Source organism: Tenacibaculum geojense (assembly GCF_042676005.1).
GTDB classification, from domain to species: Bacteria; Bacteroidota; Bacteroidia; order Flavobacteriales; family Flavobacteriaceae; genus Polaribacter; species Polaribacter geojense.
Genome location: NZ_JBHTJR010000022.1, coordinates 25249 through 45915, shown reverse-complemented (window position 1 = coordinate 45915; position 20667 = coordinate 25249). Strand labels below are relative to the sequence as shown.

At 30.9% G+C, this 20667-nt stretch carries 17 protein-coding genes and 3 tRNA genes; 9 read left to right on the top strand and 11 right to left on the bottom strand.

What is annotated here, in order from left to right; translation table 11 throughout:
* Nucleotides 1–9: 9 nt before the first annotated feature.
* The 7 genes from ACFQ1U_RS03980 to ACFQ1U_RS03950 all read right to left on the bottom strand — a co-directional run bounded on the left by ACFQ1U_RS03980 (nt 10) and on the right by ACFQ1U_RS03950 (nt 5466).
* Entirely contained in the window at nt 10–720 is a 711-nt protein-coding gene (locus ACFQ1U_RS03980; protein ID WP_386105558.1) for a hypothetical protein, read from the bottom strand.
* 55 nt (nt 721–775) lie between these two features.
* Nucleotides 776–955: a hypothetical protein gene (locus ACFQ1U_RS03975; protein ID WP_386105556.1), complete on the bottom strand. Its 180-nt coding sequence runs from the start codon at nt 953–955 to the stop codon at nt 776–778.
* A 356-nt stretch (nt 956–1311) separates the two neighbouring features.
* Entirely contained in the window at nt 1312–2778 is a 1467-nt protein-coding gene (locus ACFQ1U_RS03970) for a tyrosine-type recombinase/integrase (RefSeq protein WP_386105554.1), read from the bottom strand.
* Between the two features lie 258 nt (nt 2779–3036).
* Nucleotides 3037–3110, bottom strand: a tRNA-Arg gene (locus ACFQ1U_RS03965).
* A gap of 11 nt (nt 3111–3121) precedes the next feature.
* Nucleotides 3122–3196, bottom strand: a tRNA-Pro gene (locus ACFQ1U_RS03960).
* A gap of 29 nt (nt 3197–3225) precedes the next feature.
* Nucleotides 3226–3308 (bottom strand) — tRNA-Ser (locus ACFQ1U_RS03955).
* A 100-nt stretch (nt 3309–3408) separates the two neighbouring features.
* Nucleotides 3409–5466, bottom strand: coding sequence for an HD family phosphohydrolase (locus ACFQ1U_RS03950; RefSeq protein WP_386105552.1), 2058 nt, complete (start codon nt 5464–5466; stop codon nt 3409–3411).
* A gap of 105 nt (nt 5467–5571) precedes the next feature.
* Between ACFQ1U_RS03950 and ACFQ1U_RS03945 the strand changes: the two genes are divergently transcribed.
* Nucleotides 5572–6747 carry an acetyl-CoA C-acyltransferase gene (locus tag ACFQ1U_RS03945; RefSeq protein WP_386105550.1) on the top strand — a complete coding sequence of 392 codons (1176 nt, stop codon included), beginning with the start codon at nt 5572–5574 and terminating at the stop codon, nt 6745–6747.
* 18 nt (nt 6748–6765) lie between these two features.
* Nucleotides 6766–7533 carry a C40 family peptidase gene (locus ACFQ1U_RS03940; protein WP_386105548.1) on the top strand — a complete coding sequence of 256 codons (768 nt, stop codon included), beginning with the start codon at nt 6766–6768 and terminating at the stop codon, nt 7531–7533.
* A 58-nt stretch (nt 7534–7591) separates the two neighbouring features.
* On the opposite strand, the gene ACFQ1U_RS03935 is transcribed toward ACFQ1U_RS03940, so the two are convergent.
* Nucleotides 7592–8836, bottom strand: coding sequence for a tetratricopeptide repeat protein (locus tag ACFQ1U_RS03935; RefSeq protein ID WP_386105546.1), 1245 nt, complete (start codon nt 8834–8836; stop codon nt 7592–7594).
* Between the two features lie 31 nt (nt 8837–8867).
* A complete protein-coding gene (gene gyrA, locus ACFQ1U_RS03930; RefSeq protein WP_386105544.1) occupies nt 8868–11357 on the bottom strand; it encodes a DNA gyrase subunit A in 2490 nt (829 codons plus the stop codon).
* 315 nt (nt 11358–11672) lie between these two features.
* On the opposite strand from gyrA, the gene ACFQ1U_RS03925 reads away from it, so the two are divergent.
* The 7 genes from ACFQ1U_RS03925 to ACFQ1U_RS03895 all read left to right on the top strand — a co-directional run bounded on the left by ACFQ1U_RS03925 (nt 11673) and on the right by ACFQ1U_RS03895 (nt 19082).
* Nucleotides 11673–14225, top strand: a complete 2553-nt coding sequence (locus tag ACFQ1U_RS03925) for an ATP-dependent Clp protease ATP-binding subunit (protein WP_386105542.1) — start codon at nt 11673–11675, stop codon at nt 14223–14225.
* A 339-nt stretch (nt 14226–14564) separates the two neighbouring features.
* Nucleotides 14565–14756 (top strand): hypothetical protein, encoded by a 192-nt coding sequence (locus ACFQ1U_RS03920; protein WP_386105540.1) that lies wholly within the window; start codon nt 14565–14567, stop codon nt 14754–14756.
* A 3-nt stretch (nt 14757–14759) separates the two neighbouring features.
* Complete coding sequence (locus ACFQ1U_RS03915; protein ID WP_386105538.1) at nt 14760–15206, top strand: GNAT family N-acetyltransferase; 447 nt, start codon at nt 14760–14762, stop codon at nt 15204–15206.
* Complete coding sequence (locus tag ACFQ1U_RS03910; protein WP_386105536.1) at nt 15203–16066, top strand: sigma-70 family RNA polymerase sigma factor; 864 nt, start codon at nt 15203–15205, stop codon at nt 16064–16066. Before ACFQ1U_RS03915 ends, ACFQ1U_RS03910 begins: the two co-directional genes overlap by 4 nt.
* Nucleotides 16067–16093: 27 nt before the next feature.
* Nucleotides 16094–16288: a 30S ribosomal protein S21 gene (rpsU, locus tag ACFQ1U_RS03905; RefSeq protein WP_386105533.1), complete on the top strand. Its 195-nt coding sequence runs from the start codon at nt 16094–16096 to the stop codon at nt 16286–16288.
* 3 nt (nt 16289–16291) lie between these two features.
* Complete coding sequence (locus ACFQ1U_RS03900; protein WP_386105531.1) at nt 16292–17386, top strand: alanine racemase; 1095 nt, start codon at nt 16292–16294, stop codon at nt 17384–17386.
* A 52-nt stretch (nt 17387–17438) separates the two neighbouring features.
* Nucleotides 17439–19082: an ArnT family glycosyltransferase gene (locus ACFQ1U_RS03895; protein ID WP_386105529.1), complete on the top strand. Its 1644-nt coding sequence runs from the start codon at nt 17439–17441 to the stop codon at nt 19080–19082.
* A 3-nt stretch (nt 19083–19085) separates the two neighbouring features.
* Here ACFQ1U_RS03895 and ACFQ1U_RS03890 read toward each other — a convergent pair whose 3' ends face one another.
* Together ACFQ1U_RS03890 and ACFQ1U_RS03885 are read right to left on the bottom strand one after the other, a co-directional pair.
* Nucleotides 19086–19673: a phosphatase PAP2 family protein gene (locus ACFQ1U_RS03890; RefSeq protein WP_386105527.1), complete on the bottom strand. Its 588-nt coding sequence runs from the start codon at nt 19671–19673 to the stop codon at nt 19086–19088.
* The gene (locus tag ACFQ1U_RS03885; RefSeq protein WP_386105525.1) at nt 19663–20649 is read right to left on the bottom strand and encodes a peptidylprolyl isomerase; all 987 of its coding nucleotides are present in this window, start codon (nt 20647–20649) and stop codon (nt 19663–19665) included. Before ACFQ1U_RS03885 ends, ACFQ1U_RS03890 begins: the two co-directional genes overlap by 11 nt.
* Nucleotides 20650–20667: the final 18 nt, after the last annotated feature.

Below are 20667 nucleotides of genomic sequence, written 5' to 3'. Positions count from 1 at the left end.
GTTATTTAACTATATAATGTTTTTGATAGTTTCTTTAACATCTTGATCAAACCTTTCAGTTTGATTTTTAACTGTTTCTATTGAATCTATTGATCTATCATATTTTTCAGCATAAAGGGCTTTAATAACCATTTCTTTATAGTGAACCTTTTTAATTCTAATAATTAAATCAATTAAAGATTGAATGATACCAGTTTTTAAAACGTAGTATTTTATTAATCTTGAAATAAAAAATCCTACAGCCAATGCAGCTAAAAATTTTGCAAATAAGTATGTTTCTGTGTAGAAGTCTTTAGCAGTTTGAAAAATTAAATGGTAAAACCATAACAAAGAAATAGATATTCCAACAATTGAAATTAACTCATGCCCTGTTTTAATCTTTCTTTTTAAATCATCTACTAACGATTTTACTGAAAAATAAAAGCCCAATAGAATTAAGCCAAATTGAAAAATCCAAAATTTAAAATTAGATCTTCCTCTAAAAGAGTGTTCAGCAGCTAATTCTTTTTTCTTTTTTGTGTAAATACCTAACTCCTTCTTTGAGGCTGTCCAAGCTTTAGATCTTTCTTCTTTATATTCTTTTACAGTTAGTGTATTACCTAATTCATTTAAGAGAGAATCTTGTTTAAAATCTCTGTTGTCAATTATTTGTTGATAAGTATCGTAGTGGGCTAAATATTCAGGACTGTACCTATCAAAGAAAACCTGAAAAAGAGACATAGTAACTATAAAAAAGGCTACTATGCCAAAGAATATTGCTTTGAATTTGTTATTTCTAACGTCCTGTTTCCTGTTGTTGTCCATCCCCAGTTCCGTCGTCGTCTGGATCTGTGAGCCATGATTGGTTTTCAATGTTTTGTTCTTTTATTTCTTCTGTTAAATCTTCAGTCAAGTCTTCACAACTTGTAAATAAAAAACATGATAGTCCAACTAATAACAATAATACTTTTTTCATAATTTATTCGTTTAATTTAACCGAGTAAATATATAAAGTATCAAAATAGTTTTTAGTAAGCTAAGACTTAATTTTTTGAATGTTTTTCTGTAAGTACAAACTTAATTGATAACAACTAGAAAAACTATACCGAACAAAAATTTAGGGAAAACCCTAATTGTAACATTAAAATTAGGTATTCTTTAAAATGTAAGCATAGCAACTTTATGTTTTCTTTTTTTATGCTAATATAGATATTATTTTTTCTAAAAAAACGAAATTAAACGAAAAAAAACGAACTAGTAAAAATAAAATACTGATACAAGGTTTTTTACTTTTCATTCCTTTTTTTAAGAAAAGAAAATACTTTTTAAAGATTACTTTTCAATCAAAAATATCTCCTTAAAAAATCTTGGTTTTGTATATTTTTTAAATGTTAAGTTATCTTCTAATTCTTGTTCGGTTGGTATACTTTGAAAGTATTTATACTTCCAACTTCTAACTTTATTTTCATTAAAAAACTCTAAATTATAAACATACATTTTAGAAACCTGAATATCTTTAGTATCAATAATCATTTTATGATGATAATCTCTTTCTTCCTCAGGGTAAACATCTTTATAAATAGTATCAACATCATCTCTTTCATGTCCCATTAAAGCTCTTAATAAATCAGGCTCAACATATAACCTAGATCCAATTGTAGCAAAAGTATGGCGAGCAACTTTTGTCGTTATATTTCCACTTAAAGGTAATACTTCTAATTTGTGATAAGTTTTTCCATTTAATTTTTCAATTCTTGAAATATGTTCATTGTAATTATATTGTATGAGTTTCAGATCTCTGTTTAATCGACTTCTAAAAGTTATATAACCTTTAGGATCTTTTCGCCATGGGAAGTAAAATGTATCATCCTCTCCCCTATATTTATTTAACAAGAACTTTGTTTTAGTAAATATATTCAGATCAAATTCATATCCTCCATCATCTAACTTACCTCTTGTAAAATATACCCTGTTAGAATTAGATATTTGACTTTTCTCTAAATAAAAGATGTCGACCAAATCTTGACCTCCAAAATAAAATTGTAGTAAAAATAAATCTACAGCTTTTTGTTGACCATTGGCTAAATTATTATTCAAACTTTCAAGAATCCTAATTGCTTCTTTCGATATATTTCTCTTTTTGGTTCTATTTTTCTTTACATGAATATCTTTAAATACTCCCTCAAAAGGAGAATGATCTAATTTTAACTTAGCTCTTCTTAAAGCTTCATTATATATAGCCCTTAATGTTCTTAGATAACTATGTACAGTATTTTTTTTATTACCTGCAATTAACTGTTCATTTTTAAATTGAACTAATGTTTCATAATCTAATTCATTCAAGAGTACTGAAGGTTTAAATTTTTTAAATTGATTTAATACATTTTCGTAAACCTTTGCATTTCCTTCTTTAAAAATTCCTTTACTGTTTTTGATCTTTTTTAGTTCATTAGCTAAATCATACCCAATTTCTATAAAGTCAATTTTTGTACTTGTACTATTTATTTTATTATGATTACCCAATAATTTGGATTTGATATAATCATAGTCAATATTTACATCATCTAAAGATTGTAATAGAAGGCTATCTAATAAACTCTTCTTTTTTCTTACAACTAGTTGCTTTGTTTTATTTAGACCTGGTTCTTGTTTTAAAAAATCCCATTCTTGTTTTTGAAATTTCATTTTTAATGAAAACCGTTTCTGTTTACCCAAACCTGTTAATTCTACTTTTAGAGGATAAAATCCTCCTTTTAATTCTTGATCCTTTCGGGTATCTAAATAAATCTTTCCCTTCATCTCAATTTATAAATAAATTTTAGGCATTTTTTTTCTGCCTAAATTCTGCCTAACTTTTCGTTTAATTTCGCTTAATTTCGCTTAATTTCGTCGAAAACAAAAATATAAATTAGATTTACATAACATCAATTTTTTTCAAAAAAAATAAAATTTGAAGATTTTCCCAGAACAAGAAAACGGATATAAGAGACTGATAATCAGTGGTATTATTAATATTTAAACAACAAAAAAGCCTTACTAAAATAGTAAGGCTTATTGTGATCGCGACAGGATTCGAACCTGTGACCGTCTGCTTAGAAGGCAGATGCTCTATCCAGCTGAGCTACGCGACCATTGATTTTCGTCGGGGTGGCAGGATTCGAACCTGCGACCTCTTGGTCCCAAACCAAGCGCGATGACCGGGCTACGCTACACCCCGATTGATGTCATCATCTTTACAATTTTTTGCGGAGAGACCGGGATTCGAACCCGGGCATCGAAAAACGATGACAGCTTAGCAGGCTGCTGCATTACCACTCTGCCACCTCTCCTTAATTCTGTATTTCTTTGTAGAAATGTGAATTAAAAATTGCGAGTGCAAATGTAACACGAGAATTCATATTTCACAAGTATTTTTTACAAAAATTTTAATTATTCTGGATACTCAACTCGTAAATGATAGATATTCATCAACTTACCTTTAATAACTTTTTTTATTTTTTCTATCTCCCTAAAGGTAATATCTGAATTTATAAACTGATTATCGTTTTTTTGCTTCTCTACAATCTTATCTATTAATTCATCGATTGCCTGAGCTGTTGGCTTTTTTAAACTTTTAGAAGCTGCTTCAGCCGCATCACAGATCATTAAAATTGCTGTTTCTTTAGAAAAAGGTATCGGACCTTGGTATTGAAACTTTTTAATACTAACATTAGGATTTACAGCTTCTTCTTTTTTATAAAAATAATAAACTACACTTGTTCCGTGATGTGTTCTTATAAAATCTATAATACGATCTGGTAAATTATATTTTTTAGCTATTTCTATACCGTTAATAACATGATCTAAAATAATACGAGCACTATCTTTAGCAGCTAAATCATCATGAGGGTTTACACCTGTTGATTGATTTTCTGTAAAATACATTGGATTACTCATCTTACCAATATCATGATACAAAGCTCCTGTTCTTACCAACATTGAGTTTGCTCCAATTTCATTCGCGGCTGCCTCTGCTAAATTAGCTACCTGCATTGAATGCTGAAAAGTACCTGGAGCTTTTTCATTTAACTCTCGTAATAGTTTTGAGTTAGTATTTGAAAGCTCTAACAATGTTACATCTGAAACTAACTTGAAAATCTTTTCATATATGTAAATAAAGAAAACGGCTAAAAATGATAATAAACCGTTAATAGCAAACAACCCAAAATAAGTACCATTTATTTTCCCTACATTTCCTTCCTTTATAATAGAAAAAGCAAAATACGTAATCATATAAATTAAAGTAACCTGACCTATAGATATAAATAAATTTGCCCTCTTATATAGCTCAGAAACCGTTAAAACGGTAATAATACCAGCAATTATATGTAAATAAATAAACTCAAAACTATTAGGTACAATAAATCCTAATAATAAAATTGTCAGAACGTGTGTGAATAAACCTAAACGAGCATCAAAAAAGGCTTTTAAAACAATCGGTAAAATTGCAAGTGGAACTACATATAAAAACTCTGAATTATATTTAACAACTAAGGTTTGAACCAAAATCATCAAAATCATATTAAAAAAGATAAAGGTTACCTTGTTATTATCATTAAAAATAGCTACTCTGTATTGTTTTAAAAACAACAATAACATCAGTAAAGCTAAAGCCACTAATACAGTGTAACCAAAAACTATCCAATTGTAGTTAGATTGTGTCCATATTTGAGATTTTGAAGCTTCTTGATATGATTTAAGCACATTAAAACTGGTTCCCTCTACAATATCTCCTTTTAAAATAATCAACTCATCTTTTGATATCTTACCTTTGGTTAACGACCTGCTATTTAAAGCTTCATTTAATTCTTTTTGAGTTAAATCGGCATCAAACTTAATGTTAGGCTGTAAAATTTCAGAAAGTAAATTAAAAGTGTAATTTCTTCCAAACTCACTTCTAATTCCAGATATAGCTTCTGTAATTAATGGTAAAATTTGATTTGACCTTGTTATTTTTGATACTGATACTTCTTCAATTGCATTTCCTTTTCGCAACAAAATACTATATGAATTACTAGGTAATTTAGCGCTACTTACTTCATCTATAAAACCAGTATTATAGATACTTTTAATTAAATTTTCACCTTGTTTTATTAATTTGTTTATTTCTTTCTTAGATAAGCTATCTGAGGGAAATAATAAATTCATTTGCGTAGTAAAATTTTCACTAACATTTTTAGCTATTGCATCATCTAAAACAAAATATTTTTTGGCTGCTTTCTCTATTTGTTCTTTTTCTTGACTAAGTTCTTCAGTGGTTTTTTGAATAGCAAAATCAAAAGGAGCATATAAATTATCATACTGCCAAGGTTTACCTTGTGTAAAATCGTATTTAAACTGACCTCCTTTAGGAAAAAGATAGACAATAGCAATCGTAGTTATTAAAAACAAGACTACCTTGTAAATACTGGCGTTATTTTTATATAGTTGATTGATAATTTTACTCATTTTTTTTATTTGAATATGTAAATATAACCTTTTGCAATTATTTGAGTACTTGCTTTAAAATGGTTATTTTCGCAAGATAGTAAACCAAAACAAACAAACACTCATATGAAAGAAGTAGTAATTGCCTCAGTAGCAAGAACTCCAATAGGAAGTTTTTTAGGGAGCTTGTCAACAGTCCCTGCTCCTAAATTAGGAGCCATTGCTATTAAAGGAGCTTTAGATAAAATAAATTTAGACCCTAGCAAAGTAGAAGAAGTATTTATGGGAAATGTAGTTTCTGCTGGATTAGGTCAAGCACCTGCACGTCAAGCAGCAATTTTTGCCGGTATCCCAGATACTGTACCTTGTACTACGGTAAATAAAGTATGTTCTTCAGGTATGAAGTCTATTATGCTTGCAGCACAAAGTATTGCATTAGGAGATACTGAAATTGTTGTTGCCGGAGGTATGGAAAACATGAGTATGATACCACATTACCAACACGCTCGCTCTGCTACAAAATTCGGTCCTGTAAAAATGGAAGACGGAATGCAAAAAGATGGTTTAGTAGATGCTTACGAACAAGTAGCCATGGGGGTATGTGCTGATGAATGTGCTGTTGAATATGAATTTTCTAGAGAAGATCAAGATGCTTTTGCTATTGAATCATACAATAGATCTGCTAAAGCATGGAGTGAAGGTAAATTTGCTGATGAAGTAGTTCCTGTTGAAATTCCACAACGTAGAGGTGAACCTGTTATTTTTGCTGAAGATGAAGAATATAAAAACGTAAAAATGGAAAAAATACCAGCTTTACGTGCTGCTTTTACCAAAGAAGGAACGGTTACAGCTGCTAACGCCTCTACTATTAATGATGGTGGTGCTGCTTTAGTATTAATGTCTGCCGATAAAGCTGCTGAATTAGGTATTACTCCTTTAGCTAAAATTAAAGGATATGCAGATGCTGCACATGAACCTAAATGGTTTACAACAGCTCCAGCAAAAGCATTACCAAAAGCATTAGCTAAAGCTGGTGTTTCTATTGATGATGTTGATTATTTTGAATTAAATGAAGCTTTTTCTGTTGTTGGACTAGCTAATATGAAAATTTTAGGTTTATCTGCTGATAAAGTAAATGTAAACGGTGGTGCTGTTTCTCTTGGTCATCCATTAGGGGTCTCTGGAGCACGAATTATTATTGCACTTACCTCTATTTTAAAACAAAACAACGCTAAAATTGGCGCTGCTGGTATTTGTAACGGTGGTGGTGGTGCTAGTGCTATGGTAATCGAGAAAATATAATTTTAAAAAGTAAGTATATTGTACGGAATTTGTAATCTTAGTATTGTTCCTCTTCGTATTGAACCTTCTGATGCTTCAGAAATGGTAAATCAACTTGTGTTTGGTGAACATTTTGAAGTTATTGAAAAAGACAAAAAATGGAGTAAAATAAAATTAGCCTATGACGGATATGAAGGGTTTATTGATAATAAACAATACGTAACCATTTCCGAAAACGTTTTTGGTGATTTAAATGCGCAAGAAAAGTATTACGCTGGCGAATTGATTGATTTTATTACGGATAATAACAATCAATTAACTACCATTCCGTTAGGTGCTCATTTACCATTTTATCAAAATTCAAAATTACACATTAATCATACTAATTATTTGTATGAAGGAAAGGTAAATACTAAAAAAATGAATAAAGCAGCTATTGTAGAAACTGCTTTTATGTTTTTAAATGTTCCTTATCTATGGGGAGGTAAAACTCCTTTTGGTATTGATTGTTCCGGATTTACCCAAACCGTTTATAAACTATGTGGTCATCATTTATTAAGAGATGCTAAGCAACAAGCTACACAGGGTGATGTTTTAAGTTTTATTGAAGAAAGTGAACCAGGTGATTTAGCCTTTTTTGATAATGAGGAAGGTGTAATTACACATGTAGGCATTATTATGAATGATTATAACATTATACATGCACACGGAAAAGTTAGAATTGACAAACTAGACCATAGTGGAATTTATAATGTAGACACACAACAACACTCTCACAAACTTAGAGTAATCAAGAAGATGATATAAAAAAAACTCCGAAACCTATCAGTTTCGGAGTTTTTTTTATAATTTATGAATAAACTTTTTATTGCATAGATTTATAGATTTCTCTAAACTCTCTTGCTTTACCAGCCATTTCTACAACTTCATAAATATTCATTAAGGTTCTTACCGTATCAATATTTCTATTTAAACTATCAGCTTTTTCTAAATAAGGTAATGCTTCTTTGTAAACCTCTTTTTGTTTTAATGCCAATTCATCGTATTTTTTAAAATTCGATAAATTTTTATTCATTTCTTCAACAATAGCTTTATCTTGATCTAATACTGCTACTGCTAAATTCATATATGCATCACCATAGTCTGGCTTTAACTCAATCGCTTTTTTATAATACCCTTTAGCCTCTTCTACTCTACCTTGATTAAAGTTTACTACACCTAAATTATAATATAAAGTTGGATTGTTTGGGTCTAAAGCTACTGCCTCTGCCATTAATGTACCAAACTTATCCATTTTACCAAGCTTAATGTACATATCAGCTTCGTTTAGTAATAAATTTAAATCTTTTGGATTCGCTTTTCTTGCTTCAGCTAAAGCTTCAATAGCTTCATCAGTTTTACCTTGCTCTTTAAGAATTAAAGCGATGTTTTTAACAATAGTTGCCGTTTTACTTTCAGAAACATTGTTTTTAGGCTTCAAGTATTGACCAGATTTTACCATCAAGTCTCTCTGGCTTTCAGAAGGAAAGGCTTCTTCTTGTCCACTAGCTTTACTTGTTGCCAAATATTGTGTTTCAATACCAGTATAACCTATTTCTCTAAGTTCTTTATAGTATTTAAGAGCACTATCATAATCCTTTGCTTGAGTAGCACTTACTGCTGCATTAAAAGCAAAAGACGTATCTCTTGGGCTTAATTTATAAGTTAAATAAAAGTTCTTAGCAGCTGCTGCATAATCTTTTTTATTATTATACTCATCTACTGCTTGAGTAGATACCGCTTGCACCATTTTATTTAAAATAGGCTCTGCATCTGACGTGTAACGTTTGTTACCTACTTTCTTTTCAAAATCAAATAACTCATTAAAAGCTGAAGCAGCAGCAGCATAGTCTTTTTTACCTGCTAAAGCTTGTCCTTTTAAGAAGTAATATTTAGACTTATATTTATCATCTGCATCAGCTATTAGGCTTTCTGCAGAGTTTAAAACTGATATTGCCGAAGCAAAATCGTTATTTTTAAGTGCTTTTTCTGCTTCTTTTAATTCTTTTTTCTGAGCAAAAGAACTTACGGCTAATAAACCTAAAGAAAGCGCTAAAACTTGTTTTCTCATTTTAAAAACTATTAATTATTGATTTGTTATACTAATTCTCGTTTGATGTATTTTCAATTTCCGTGCCATTTTCTTCTTCCTCTTCTTCGTGTATAACTTTTGCTACGGCTGCAATACTATCATTATCTTTTATATTAATTAATCTAACACCTTGCGTTGCACGCCCCATTACACGTAACTCTTCTACTGCCATACGAATGGTAATTCCAGATTTATTAATAATCATTAAATCGTTAGAATCATCAACATTCTTAATAGCAACCAAGTTACCTGTTTTTTCTGAGATATTCAATGTTTTTACACCTTTACCTCCACGGTTGGTAATACGATAATCTTCTAATTTAGAACGTTTTCCGTACCCTTTTTCAGAAACAACTAAGATATTACTTTCCATATCATTAACAGCTACCATACCTACAACCTCATCATCTTCGTGTTGTAAAGTAATACCTCTTACACCAGATGCTGTTCTTCCCATTGGTCTGGTTTTCTCTTCTTCAAATCGAATTGCTTTACCAGATTGTAGTGCTAACATAACCTGACTATCGCCAGTTGTTAATTTTGCTTCTAACAATTCATCGTTTTCTTTGATTGTTATTGCATTAATACCATTAGCTCTTGGACGAGAATATTGCTCTAAAGGTGTTTTTTTAACTTTACCTTTTTTAGTAGCCATAATTACATAATGGTTATTAATGTAATCTTCGTCTTTTAGGTCTTCTGTTAATAAAAATGCTTTTACCTTATCATCCTGTTCTATATTGATAAGATTTTGAATAGCTCTACCTTTTGAATTTTTCCCGCCTTCAGGAACTTCAAATACACGCATCCAGAATACTTTTCCTTTTTGAGTAAAGAATAACATGTATTGATGGTTAGTTCCAACAAATAAATGTTCTAAGAAATCTTCATTTCTGGTAGTTGCTCCTTTTTGACCTCTACCACCTCTACTCTGTACTTTATATTCGTCTAAATTAGTACGCTTTAGATATCCTGCATTAGATATTGTTACTACCACTTTAGTGTTAGGTATCATATCTTCAATACGCATATCTCCTCCAGCATACTCAATTGCTGAACGACGCTCATCTCCGTATTTATCTCTAATTAAAGTTAACTCCTCTTTAATTATGTCATATCTTCTTGGCTCATTAGCCAAAATATCTTTTAAATCAGCAATGGTTTTGATGATTTCATCATATTCAGCACGTAACTTATCTTGTTCTAGTCCTGTTAGCTGACGTAAACGCATTTCAACAATAGCACGTGCTTGAATTTCAGATAACTCAAAACGTTCTATCAATTTCTCACGAGCTTCATCTGCATTGGCTGAACCACGAATGATAGCAATTACTTCATCAATATTATCAGAAGCAATGATTAATCCTTCTAAAATATGAGCTCTAGCTTCTGCTTTTTCTAACTCAAACTTTGTTCTTCGAACTATTACTTCATGACGATGATCTACAAAATGATGAATTAACTGCTTTAAGTTTAATTGTTCTGGACGGCCATTAACTAAAGCAATATTATTAACACTAAAAGAAGACTGCAATTGCGTGTACTTAAATAGTTTATTTAAAACTACATTTGGTACTGCGTCTCTCTTTAAAATGTAAACAACACGCATTCCCTTACGGTCAGATTCATCACGAATACTCGCAATTCCTTCTAACTTTTTATCGTTAACTAAATCAGCAGTCTTTTTAATCATTTCTGCTTTATTAACCTGGTAAGGAATTTCCGTTACAATGATACATTCTCTACCTTTCACCTCTTCAATAGTAGCTTTAGCACGCATTACTATACGTCCTCTACCTGTATGAAAAGCATCTCTTACACCATCATAACCATAAATAATTCCCCCTGTTGGAAAATCTGGAGCCTTCACGTGTTGCATTAACTCGTCAATCTCTATTTCACGATTGTCAATGTACGCTATCGTACCATTAATTACCTCTGTTAAGTTGTGAGGCGCCATATTAGTTGCCATACCTACGGCAATACCAGAAGCACCATTAACTAATAAGTTAGGAATTCTTGTAGGAAGTACTGTAGGCTCTTCGAGAGTATCATCAAAGTTTAACTTGTGATCAACTGTATTTTTCTCAATATCAGAAAGCATTTCTTCTGATATTTTTTGCATTCTAACCTCTGTATAACGCATTGCAGCAGGGCTATCACCATCAATCGATCCAAAGTTACCTTGCCCATCAACCATCATGTATCGTACACTCCAATCTTGTGCCATACGCACCATAGAATCATATACAGATGTATCTCCGTGCGGGTGGTATTTACCTAATACTTCTCCTACTACTCTTGCTGATTTTTTATAGGCTCCTGTTGATTTAATTCCTAACTCGTGCATACCGTATAAAACTCTTCGGTGCACGGGTTTTAATCCATCACGTACATCTGGTAATGCTCTAGACACAATTACCGACATCGAATAATCGATGTACGCAGATTTCATTTGCTCTTCAATATTAATTGGAATCAACTTTTCACCGTCTGCCATAAACCTTTTTTATTTTATTTACTATTTATTTTCGTTAAAAAAGTGAATCCTATGCAGCATAAAATTCACTTCATTAACCGCACATGTGCGTCGTTGTTTAAAACATTGCAAGATATCATTTTCAACAACAACTCCAAAAATTAATACTTATTTATTTAAATCAGTTATTAACAATCTTTAACCTTTCTTAACAGTTATCGTAGTTTATGCTATTTTTATGTTAAGACAACCTGTCAGATGAATTAACTGGCATTCTTTTTGCAATTTTTTATAAAATTCTCATTAAATTTACACAGACAGATAGATAATAAGCATATGGACGATAATTTTTCACCAGAAGTACGAGATGTAATTACCTTAAGTAAAGAAGAGGCACTTCGACTAGGCCATGACTTTATTGGTACTGAGCATCTGTTATTAGGATTAATTAAGAGAGCAGACGGAAAAGCTATTGATATTTTAAATTCTTTTGATGTTGATTTAAATCTTGTTAGAAATAAATTGGAAAGGTTAAACCCAAGTACACCTACATTAGAAGTTAAAACCTCAAGAAGTTTACACTTAACACGTCAAGCTGAAAAAGCAATTAAAACAACTTTTTTAGAAGCAAAACTTTATCAAAGTGACGCTATAGATAGTGCGCATTTGTTGTTATGTATTTTACGTAACGAAAATGACCCTACCACTAAGTTATTACAAAAATACGATGTAGATTACGATCAAGTAAAAGCTATGTACAAAGAATTACATTTAGATGATGATGACCTGAATATTAATCCGGTCTCAGAAGCTTCAGGCGACGAGTTTGAAGACGACAAAAGAAATCCGTTTGAGCAACCTCAACGCAGTAAACAAGCTAAAAAATCTAAAACTCCTGTATTAGATAATTTTGGGCGTGATTTAACTGCTCTTGCTGAAACTGGTAAATTAGACCCAGTTGTGGGTAGACAAAAAGAAATAGAACGCGTTTCACAAATTTTAAGCAGACGTAAAAAAAACAACCCAATGTTAATTGGTGAACCTGGTGTTGGTAAATCTGCCATTGCCGAAGGTTTAGCATTACGTATTGTAAACCGTAAAGTTTCAAGAATTTTATTTGATAAAAGAATTATTTCTTTAGACTTAGCAAGTTTAGTTGCTGGAACAAAATATCGTGGGCAGTTTGAAGAACGTATGAAAGCTTTAATGAATGAGTTAGAGAAGAATGATGACATTATTCTTTTTATTGATGAAATTCATACAATAGTTGGAGCTGGAGGAGCTACAGGCTCCTTAGATGCTTCTAACATGCTAAAACCTGCCTTAGCAAGAGGTGAAATTCAGTGTATTGGTGCTACTACGCTAGATGAGTACAGAACCAATATTGAAAAAGATGGCGCTTTAGAACGTCGTTTTCAAAAAGTAATGGTAGATCCAACTACTGTTGAAGAAACCATTCAAATTTTACATAACATTAAAGGTAAGTACGAAGTTCATCACAATGTTGAATTTACTGATGAAGCTATTGAGGCATGTGTGAAATTAACGAACCGTTATATGACTGATCGTTTTTTACCAGACAAAGCTATTGATGCATTAGATGAAGCAGGATCTCGCATTCATATTACAAATATTGTGGTACCGCAACAAGTTTTAAGTATCGAAGCTAAGTTAGAAGAGATAAGAAACCGTAAAACAAAAGCTGTAAGCGGACAAAAATATGAAGAAGCAGCTAAGCTTAGAGATGATGAAAAAAACATGGAGGCTGCTTTAGAATCAGCCCAAAAACAATGGGAAGAAGATTCTAAATTACACAGAGAAACCGTAACAGAAGATAATGTAGCTGAAGTTGTATCTATGATGACTGGTATCCCTGTAAATAGAGTTGCTGAAGCTGAAAGTCATCGTTTAGCGGAATTACCTAACTTAATTAAAGGTAAAGTAATTGGGCAAGATGAAGCAGTTACTAAAGTTGTTAAAGCCATTCAAAGAAACCGTGTTGGATTAAAAGACCCAAACAAACCTATTGGTTCATTTATCTTTTTAGGTTCTACTGGTGTTGGTAAAACGCAATTAGCAAAAGTTTTAGCTCGTGAGCTATTTGACTCTGAAGATTCTCTAATCAGAATTGATATGAGTGAATATATGGAGAAATTCGCCATTTCAAGATTAATTGGTGCTCCTCCAGGATATGTTGGTTATGAAGAAGGTGGACAATTAACAGAAAAAGTTAGACGCAAACCATATTCTGTAATTTTATTAGACGAGATTGAAAAAGCGCATCCTGATGTTTTCAACATGTTACTTCAGGTATTAGATGACGGTCACATTACTGATAGCTTAGGTAGAAAAATAGACTTTAGAAACACCATTATTATCATGACTTCAAATATAGGAGTTCGTAAATTAAAAGATTTTGGTGGCGGAGTAGGTTTTGGTACTGCAGCTAAAAAAGAACAAGAAGACGCTCATGCTAAAAGTATTATTGAAGGTGCTTTAAAGAAATCTTTTGCCCCTGAATTCTTAAATCGTATTGATGATGTCATCATCTTTAACGCATTAGAAAGAGAGCATATTCATAGTATTATTGATATTGAGTTAAAAAAATTATTAACTCGTATTTCAGATTTAGGTTATCACCTAAATTTAACAGAAAAAGCAAAAGACTATATTGCTGATAAAGGATTTGACAAACAATATGGAGCCAGACCTTTAAAAAGAGCTATTCAAAAATATATAGAGGATGCTTTAGCAGAAGAAATAGTAAATGCCAAACTAGATGAAGGAGACGCTATATTTATGGATTTAGATGATTCTACAAATCAACTTACCATTAAAATTGAAAAAGGCGAAAAACCCTCTGAAACTAGAACTGAAATAGACGAATAATCAAAAAAATCCCAAGTAAATTACTTGGGATTTTTTATGCTATTTAAAAACTGACAACTGACATTTTTGCATAATACTCAAAAAATCAGTATCTTTGTCCCTATATGATATTTAAAACTCACAATAAAAAAAACCAAAGAGTATTAACCTTTTATTTTTCTGTATTCAGAAATCAATCTAACAAGTTTGTGCCGCCAGGGCAATAAGTATTCATATCCCACCTTTATTTAATATCCCTTTAACTAGTATTATTGATGTAATACTGGCTAACCTATTATTACACATTTTTATCAATTTCGAATCGGTTTTTACCGCATTCGCTTAACTGCTTGTACACTTATGAAACTTATTTATATCAAAAGACAAACTAAAACTGAAAAAAGATTCACTCCACAAATGGGAAAATTAATCACAAAAGTAACTTACATCAAAAAATATTTATTTGGGGTTCCAATTAAAACTTTACATAAGTACAGAGAAACTTACTATGGAGAAATAAAAAACTGTGATGATTGTCATTTATTTATTTAACATATGAAAATAACAACATTTGACGCCTTTAACAGAATTACACCTTTACAAATTGAACGTGTAACTAATTTTTTATATCAACATTTAGATGAATATGGTGACAGTAAATCAGCAATAACAAAAGCTATAAATTATGCAGCTAAAGAAAGAACCGGTTTAGGTGGTTATGTTTTTACTGCTGAAAAAGACAACACCATAGTAGCTTCCGTTGTTATTAACAAAACAGGGATGGATGAATACATACCTGAAAATATTTTAGTTTATGTAGCTACACACAAAGATTATAGAGGTCAAGGTTTAGGCAAAACCATTATAAAACATGCTATACAAAACACAAATGGCGATATAGCATTGCATGTTGAGAAAGATAATCCGGCTCAACATCTTTATAAAAAACTCGGATTTACAACCCCTTACTTAGAAATGCGTTTAAAAAAGGATAACATATGAGGCAATTAAAAATTACAAAACAGGTTACCAACAGAGAAACTAGATCTTTAGACAAGTATTTACAAGATATTGGTAAAATTGGATTAGTGACTGCTGAAGAAGAAGTAGAACTAACACAACGTATTAAAAAGGGAGACCAACGTGCTTTAGACACCTTAGTAGGTGCCAACTTACGTTTTGTGGTTTCTGTTGCTAAACAATATCAAAATCAAGGTTTAAAGCTATCAGATTTAATTAACGAAGGAAACATTGGACTTGTAAAAGCTGCTAAGCGTTTTGATGAAACAAGAGGTTTTAAATTTATCTCATACGCCGTTTGGTGGATACGCCAATCCATATTACAAGCCTTATCTGAGCAAGCCAGAGTAGTTAGATTACCTTTAAACAAAATCGGAAGCCTTAACAAAATCAACAAAGTAGCAGCCAGGTTAGAACAAGATAATCAACGAATGCCTACTCCTGAAGAAATAGCTGGAGCGTTAGACATGACTGTTTCAGATGTTAAAAACACTATGAAAAATTCAGGTCGACATTTATCTATGGATGCACCTTTAAAAGAAGGTGAAACTTCCAATTTATACGATGTTTTAAACGTTGGTGAATCTCCAAAACCAGACGGAAAATTACTTAACGAATCTTTACAAATAGAAATAGATAGAACCTTAGGTACTTTACCTCCAAGAGAGGCTGATGTTGTGAAGCTTTATTACGGCCTTGGGAATAGTACTGCCATGAGTTTATCTGAAATTGGAGAAGTATTCGACTTAACACGTGAACGTGTAAGACAAATAAAAGAAAAAGCGCTAAGAAGATTAAAAAACAGGTCTAAAATGCGTGTTTTAAAAACGTATTTAGGATAAAATATTTATTAATTTAAAATAAAACATATGCTTATAATACCCGTAAAAGAAGGTGAAAATATTGATAGAGCCTTAAAAAGATACCGAAGAAAATACCGTAATACAAAAGTGTTACAAGAAATACGAGATCGTAAACAATATACCAAACCATCTATAGCAAAAAGAGAGCAACTAAAAAAAGCACAATACAAAGAAAAATATTTGTTAGAACAAGATAGTTAATATATGGCTGAATTGGTTATTCATTCTGAAAGAATTAAAAATAACATTAAACAATTAAGCAGTTTCTTTAAAGAAAATAAAATTGAATGGAGCTTAGTAACCAAAGTGTTTTCTGGTGACAAAGCTTTTCTTAATCATATTTTAACAGAAGATGTTATTAAAAACATTGCTTCTGTAGGTGACTCTAGGTTAACTAGCTTAAAAAATTTACGCGCGGTAAACCCAAATTTAAAAACAATTTATATCAAACCTCCTGCTGCCTTGTATGCTGATGAAGTTGTAAAATATGCAGATGTTTCACTAAATAGTTCATTAACCACCATTAAAGCTTTAAATAAGGCTGCAAAAAACCAAAATAAAAAGCACCACATTATCATAATGGTTGAATTGGGTGAGCTACGTGAAGGAGTTAAGAGAGATAATATCATCAATTTTTATAAAGAGGTTTTTACGTTAGATTATATTGAGGTAATAGGTATTGGTTCTAATTTAGGTTGTATGTATGGTGTAGAACCTACTTATGACAAGCTTATACAATTATCTTTATACAGAGAATTAATCAATATAAAATTTGATACAGAACTAAAATATATTTCAGGAGGATCATCTATAACGTTGCCTTTAATCGACTTAAAAGAAACTCCTAAAGAAATAAATCATTGTAGAATTGGCGAAACTGCATTTTTTGGAATAAGTCCGTTAAATAATAAACCATTTAAAAATCTTTATACCAATACGTTTGAATTTTACGCAAACATTATTGAACTAGAAGAAAAAAATAACATTCCAGACGGCATTATAAACAATGCAAATATTGGTGTTACAAATTCAATTGCTGATGATTCTCAAAAAACATCTTACAAAGCAATTTTGGATTTTGGTATGCTAGATGTTGATAAAAAAGATATAAGTACCAGTGATAGCGATATTAATTTTGTTGGAGTAACTTCTGATATGTTAGTAATAGATATTGGTACAAATAAAACAAAAGATGGTAACACCAAATATAAAGTTGGAGATAAAATAAAATTCACACCGAATTACATGGGAGTTGCAAGATTACTAAACTCTAAATTTATTGATAAAATTTACGTGTAATTATTTTACACAAAAACAAATTAAAAAAGCAGGTATTTTTTAGCTTTGTAGCATGAAATTAATAAACTACAAACACTTAGTACCTGCTTTTTTAATTGCATTATTTATTATAAACTGTATTCAAGGTGCTACTACAGAGCTTTTAGCAGATGAAGCTTATTATTGGGCATATAGTAATTTTATGGATTGGGGATACTTTGATCACCCTCCAATGGTTGCTGTTTGGATTTACATATCTAAACTTTTCTTCTCAACAGGAGAAATTAGTGTTCGGTTTTTCTCTGCTATTACATTATCTGTTACCTTTTATTTAGTTTGGATGTTAATTAAACACCCTAAAAAACATGAAAATCAGTGGATATTTGTTGCTTTAACTGCTTCAACAGCATTATTTAATGTGTATGGCTTTATAACTGTGCCAGATACCCCATTAATGTTTTTTATTGCTTTATTTTTAATTGGATATCAAAAATATTTAGAAGACAAGTCTTTTATTAGCTATCTAATACTTTCACTAAGTATGGCAGGAATGATGTACAGTAAATATCAAGCAGTATTAGTGATTTTCTTTGTTTTGCTATCAAACTTTAAAATTGTTAAAGATTATAAAATATGGCTTACAGCCTTATTCTCTGTTTTATTATATACTCCTCATTTATATTGGCAAGTTCTTCATGAATATCCGTCATTTAAATACCATCTATTTGAAAGAAAACAAAATTCATCATACAGGTTTTCTGATACTACAACACATTTATTAAACACCATTGCTATTATTGGTTTTACTTTCCCTGTTGTTTACAAAGCCATTTTTAAAACTTTAAAAACAGATAATTTATTTTTTAAAGCGTTGCATTACATTACTTTTGGGTTTATTATTTTCTTCTTTTTATCAACATTTAAAGGCCACGCACAAGCACAATGGATTGTAGCAATTTCTATTCCTTTAATTGTAATTCCGTTTCATTATTTAGTTGACAACCCTAAGAACCTAAAATTGTTTAAAATTTTGGCTAGTATAACTGTATTTTTTGTAATTATTCTTCGATTTGCCATGGCAAATGATGGTATTTTACCAAAACAGTTTGAAATGCATGGTAATAAAACTTGGGCATTAGCTTTACAAAAAAAATTAAACGGTAATACTCCAATTTTTGCTAACTCTTATCAAAATCCATCTACTTATTGGTTTTACACAGGTGAAAGACCGTATGAATATAATGCTTGGAATAGTAGAAAAAACCAATATGATTTATGGAATTACAACAGAGATTATGTAATTGATAATGGTGTTGAAATAAATTATTTCAAAAAAGATTATAATGATTCTGTTAGAAGAAGAAATACGAGTTTCATAAAGCTTAAAAATATTGTTACGCCTTTTAAAGAAGTTGCTAAAACTCATGTTAGCTTAAAAGAGAATGTAATTATTAAACCCAACACAAATTATCAAGTAAAAGTGAATGTCTTAAACCCATACCAATACATAAACCAAAAGGATATTGAGTTTAAAGTTGCTTTTAAACAAAAGAGGCAAAAAATATTAATAGATGCCAAAATAGCTGATGGAATACTAAGTTTTACAACACCTAGCTTTAAAGAGTTCATTCCTAATCAGTATCAAATTATAGGAAAAATAAAACCCATGTCTTACTTCGTAAGAATGGGTGATGTTATTAAAATTAAAGAACAATAAGTTTTACACTAATTGTTCTTTAAATATTTTAGCGTATAAAAACTTAAAAAGTTTATAAAACCCGAAACCTAAAAGAACTCCTGATATATAACCAGAAGTTACATCAATTGGGAAATGAACACCTAAATAAATTCTACTATAACCAAAAACTAACGGAAATAGTATTAAAAAGTATATGAATTTATAAGATTTTCTTAAGGTTAACATCATAAATACTGTAAAAGTAGTGGATAGAGAAGCATGTCCCGACCAGAAACTAAAACCCCTTGGTCTGTAAGAAAACTGACGTATTAAAGGGCGTAATTCTGGAGTGTTACATGGACGTAATCTTCCGGTACTGTACTTAATCAAATTGGTAAACTGATCTGAAAAAGCTACTAATATTGCAATAAACACAAGTACAAAAAGTGATTTTTTTACTCCAAACTTTTTAAAAACTAAGAATAAAATAAGCACAAATAACGGAATCCAATTAAACTGTTTGGTAATATATAACCAAAAAGCATCCCAATTCTCACTACCTAAATTATTAAGAAAGACCAATAATTCTTGGTCTTTCTTAATAAGTATATCTAAAAAATTATTCTCCAACTTTTAATATTTCTATTTCAAAAATTAAATCGGTATTAGGTTTAATTAAAGGCGGTCTGCCTATTGAGCCGTAACCTAAATAACTTGGTATAAATAAACGTGATTTTTCACCCTCTACCATCTTACTAGCACCTTCTTTCCAACCTGCTATTAACGGATCATTATTAATAGTAAATGTTAAAGGTTTATTTTTATCAATACTAGAGTCTATTTTTCTTCCATCATTATCATATAATGTATAATGAACTGTTGTTGGCAAAGCTGGGTTTACAGCTTTACCACTTCCTTTTTGTAATTGAAGAATTTTTAATCCAGATGGTGTTTTAATAGCATCATCTATACCCATTTCTTTTTTAAATCGGTCTCTTGCAATCTCAAGTTTTTGCTTATATTCTGCTTCTCTAGCTTCAGTGTTAGACAATTCAAATTCAAAAACAGCAGGTGCATCAAATTTTTTTGCCTCCTTACCTACTCTAATAATATCAATATTATTAATTAGATCGTTTTGCTGAATGCTATCAACAATATTTTGACCAATTTCTACTTTACCAAATACTGAATGTCGACCGTCTAACCAAGGTGTTTCTTTGTGTGTAATAAAAAACTGTGAAGAGTTAGTTTTTGGACCTGAATTTGCCATAGATAATACTCCAGCACCATCGTGTTTATACACAAATTCGCCATTCTCATCCATTGGAAATTCATCATCAAACTTATAACCAGCATTGCCTCTTCCTGTACCTGTTGGATCGCCTCCTTGAATCATAAAGTTAGGAATAACTCTATGAAACTTGGTACCATTGTAAAATGGTTTTCCTTGTTTATCTTCTGCTAATTTAGGGTTGTTTCCTTCAGCTAATGATACAAAGTTAGCTACAGTCATTGGCACTTTTCCATGATGTAGCTTTACTAAAATATCACCTTTGTTTGTTTGAATATCGGCATACAAACCATTATCTAAGTTTGGATACTTCATGGTTTTACATGCCGATAT

Bases quoted from the DNA above. Each gene is read 5' to 3' on its own strand.
- ACFQ1U_RS03900 (WP_386105531.1), top strand. From the start codon at position 16,292: ATGGCTGAATTGGTTATTCATTCTGAAAGAATTAAAAATAACATTAAA.
- ACFQ1U_RS03915 (WP_386105538.1), top strand. From the start codon at position 14,760: ATGAAAATAACAACATTTGACGCCTTTAACAGAATTACACCTTTACAA.
- rpsU (WP_386105533.1), top strand. From the start codon at position 16,094: ATGCTTATAATACCCGTAAAAGAAGGTGAAAATATTGATAGAGCCTTA.
- ACFQ1U_RS03975 (WP_386105556.1), bottom strand. From the start codon at position 955: ATGAAAAAAGTATTATTGTTATTAGTTGGACTATCATGTTTTTTATTT.
- ACFQ1U_RS03925 (WP_386105542.1), top strand. From the start codon at position 11,673: ATGGACGATAATTTTTCACCAGAAGTACGAGATGTAATTACCTTAAGT.
- ACFQ1U_RS03970 (WP_386105554.1), bottom strand. From the start codon at position 2,778: ATGAAGGGAAAGATTTATTTAGATACCCGAAAGGATCAAGAATTAAAA.
- ACFQ1U_RS03980 (WP_386105558.1), bottom strand. From the start codon at position 720: ATGTCTCTTTTTCAGGTTTTCTTTGATAGGTACAGTCCTGAATATTTA.
- ACFQ1U_RS03885 (WP_386105525.1), bottom strand. From the start codon at position 20,649: ATGAAGTATCCAAACTTAGATAATGGTTTGTATGCCGATATTCAAACA.
- ACFQ1U_RS03935 (WP_386105546.1), bottom strand. From the start codon at position 8,836: ATGAGAAAACAAGTTTTAGCGCTTTCTTTAGGTTTATTAGCCGTAAGT.
- ACFQ1U_RS03895 (WP_386105529.1), top strand. From the start codon at position 17,439: ATGAAATTAATAAACTACAAACACTTAGTACCTGCTTTTTTAATTGCA.
- ACFQ1U_RS03950 (WP_386105552.1), bottom strand. From the start codon at position 5,466: ATGAGTAAAATTATCAATCAACTATATAAAAATAACGCCAGTATTTAC.
- ACFQ1U_RS03910 (WP_386105536.1), top strand. From the start codon at position 15,203: ATGAGGCAATTAAAAATTACAAAACAGGTTACCAACAGAGAAACTAGA.
- ACFQ1U_RS03945 (WP_386105550.1), top strand. From the start codon at position 5,572: ATGAAAGAAGTAGTAATTGCCTCAGTAGCAAGAACTCCAATAGGAAGT.
- gyrA (WP_386105544.1), bottom strand. From the start codon at position 11,357: ATGGCAGACGGTGAAAAGTTGATTCCAATTAATATTGAAGAGCAAATG.
- ACFQ1U_RS03920 (WP_386105540.1), top strand. From the start codon at position 14,565: ATGAAACTTATTTATATCAAAAGACAAACTAAAACTGAAAAAAGATTC.